At 58.4% G+C, this 2933-nt stretch carries 1 protein-coding gene and 1 tRNA gene; both read right to left on the bottom strand.

The genetic code is table 11. From position 1 onward, the window contains the following. Positions 1–384: 384 nt before the first annotated feature. Positions 385–460 (bottom strand) — tRNA-Ala (locus tag PLJ71_22640). Positions 461–532: 72 nt separating this feature from the next. Further along, entirely contained in the window at positions 533–2887 is a 2355-nt protein-coding gene (locus tag PLJ71_22635) for a YfhO family protein (GenBank protein HQM51485.1), read from the bottom strand. Positions 2888–2933: the final 46 nt, after the last annotated feature.

The raw sequence follows: 2933 nt of genomic DNA, 5'->3' as shown, positions 1-2933 counted from the left end.
GTCGCATGTAGATGCGTCGTGCCGCCTTACGCACTACTCCTTGCTCAAGGGAGGCATGAAGCTTGGGGACGGCTAATCCTCAATTCAACTACACTTTGCGTCCAAAGCGCGCAAATTTAAGCATACGATGGGGCACATGTCAAGAAAAAAATGTAATATCTCGCGACGCCGCTTGGACTTCGGATGGATTTCCCCTCAGCAGCGCAGGTGATGGGGAACCGTCTGGCTCCAAGAAGACCGCGACTCAAGTGGTCCCGGGGTATTCAAGCGCCTGAGCGCGTGTGCACGGCGGGACCATATGGCAAATACGCCGTTGCTACGGGCCGTGGAACCTCAAGCAAAAAAGGACTTGCGTATCCGGTCGCGCAAGCCCTTGCATTTTGATGGTGGAGCTGAGGGGGATCGAACCCCTGGCCTCTGCATTGCGAACGCAGCGCTCTCCCAGCTGAGCTACAGCCCCGAAAAATCGTTCAATTGTGCTGATTGGCGCTTGACCAAGCGCAGCGAAGCTTATCAAAACGCCCAGAGCAAGTCAAGCGGAACGGGCGGGCTTGAGCAGCAGATACAGGGCGGCAGCGCTGCTCGCGATGCACGCGGCGATCGACAGCGCGAGCCCGAGCTGGAAACTGCGCGGGAAGTAATTGAAGGTGACAATGTGGCGTCCCTGGGGAACGACAACGGCGCGAAACTGGTAGTAGGCGGGGAAGATTTCGGCGGGGACTTCGTCGACGCGGGCCTCCCATCCGGGGTAATAGGCGTCGGAAAGAACCAGGATCGCCGGTTCGTGAGCCTCGATCTCGAGCTCGACGCGGTTGAATGAGCGTGCGGTCATGCGTGCTGTACCCGGGCTGCTGGAGGGGTTGTCGGGCAAGGGTGTGTGTGGCGGGGCTTCGGTGAGAACCGTTCGAGCGGGGTCAAATGAAGGCTCGGCCAAGCGTCTGAACAGGGCTTCGGGCTCATGTATGACTTCGGCCTTGCCCACGAGGAACGCCCTGGGGAACGCGCGCTTGTTTCGGACCACGTGAATACGGTCATAGGTGCCGATGTACTCGTAATCAGGGTCGGGATGTTCGGGGTCGAAGTCGTCTTCCTGGAACAGGTAGTAACCGATGCCGCAGATAGGTTCCTTCCGCTCCCAGAGACACCACTTGTCTGAGCCGAACATGAAAAAACCAAACCGAGAGGGGGAGATGCCGTCGTATCCGTAGAGGGATTCGATGCCGTAGACCTGCATGAGGCCGGCTTCGATACCGGCGGACCAGACGCTGAAGCGGGTGTTGTGGTTTAATTCCTGGAGCTTGTCGGACAAGGCGGTGTCGAAGTAGAGGTATTCATGGGGAGTGGTGGGCAATAGGTCACGGGAGAAGAAGACGAGATCAGCGGCCAGGCACAGGGTAACAGCGGCCGCAACCACTCGTGGCCAGGCGCGAAATACCTGAATGCCGGCGAGGGCCAAACCGGCGATTGCCAGTCCGCCCGCGACAAGCAACTGAAAGATGACGTAGCGATGGAGTTCGGGCTGTTTAACCAGTGCGGGCCTGTGTACTTCGTAGAGGGCAAACAGGGCAACGGCAATCAAAAGAACACACGCGGCAGGTATGAGTAACTCGCGAACAGATCTATGTTTCGAGAGCCATTTGTCGTAGCCCATGCCGGCGAGGAACGGCATGGCGAGCATCGGAAAGGCAACGTAGTAGCATCGCCACATGGAATCGAGGATGGGCAGTCTCTGGATAGGTCTAAGCGCGGGCACCGGAAAGGCCATCAGGAAGAAAAACACGGCCGGCGCAGCAAGGGCAAGAATCCGATGGCGTTCCGTGTTGGTGAAGCCGCGGCGCCCAAGAAGCAAAGCGATGCCGATCCATACCGCGATGCCCGGGTACAGAAAACAGACGAAGTTGGTGTTGACCGTGGAGTTGCCCCAATAGTTGCCGTCGGCCATGTGGCCGTAGAATCGTGGGACCCATAGGGCGGCCATGACGCTGGGGGGGAGGAATTTCTGTTGGTGTTCAAGCTCCGGCCGGCCCAGGAAGGTCTCACTGACGGGAAGGTATTCGAGGAAAGGGAGGATTTGAGCCGCGCAAACAAGCAGTATCAGGAGCCAGGCTCCGCCCGCCAGCAGGAGGGGTACATAGAGGTCTCTCCCCCATCGCTCCTCGAAAGCGCAGCGCAGAAGAAAATAGATGCCCGCACCCAACCCAAAAACGAACCCCGTCTCCGGATGTCCCGCGAGGATAAGGAGGGCGCCGCCGAGGGCCAGCGAGAAGAATCCGGCACGGCGATAGCGTTGCAGTATGAGCTCAGGTCCCATCAGGACGAATGGGGCCCACACGCTGACGTCTGGCGGCGACCAGTATGCCCAGGTGATGTTGTAGCCCGAGAGCATCCACGCGACAGACACGAAACAGGCGATAGACCGGCTCATGCGGAACACGCGTGCGCAGCAGTACGCGGAGATGCCGGCGAGCCAGAATTTCAGCAACACGAACAGGGTGGTGCCGACGTAAGTGTCGAAGACCAGGTGAAGCAGGCGGGGCGGATAGAACACGGTGCTTTGGAAATTGGCCAGGAGGGGCAGGCCGGTCATCTCCATGTGGTTCCACAAAGGCCATTCCCCGTTCAGAATCGCCGCTTTTGTCAGCACGTAGCATTTATTGAAGAAGATAAGCGTTTCCTGGGCGGGCCAGTTTTTGGCGATCTCGACGCCTTCGGGGGCGTAGCACTTCCACGGAAACCGCTGGAAAAGCAGCGTTCCTGGCATCGTCATCTCGCCACGGGAGAAGGTCGAGGGGAACAGGAGAATCAGAGGGATAATGAGAATCATCCCCTGCAAGGCGATCTCGCACAGGGTAATGCGATTTCGTATGGGGGGAATTGTATTCTCCAAATCAAACTCGATTCACGAATTGTTTATGTGAGCCTTGGCTCTTCGG

Source organism: Candidatus Hydrogenedentota bacterium, assembly GCA_035416745.1.
Taxonomy (GTDB): Bacteria; Hydrogenedentota; Hydrogenedentia; order Hydrogenedentales; family SLHB01; genus UBA2224.
Note: the sequence above shows the minus strand (reverse complement) of the source record. Positions and strands in the feature narration are given on the sequence as shown.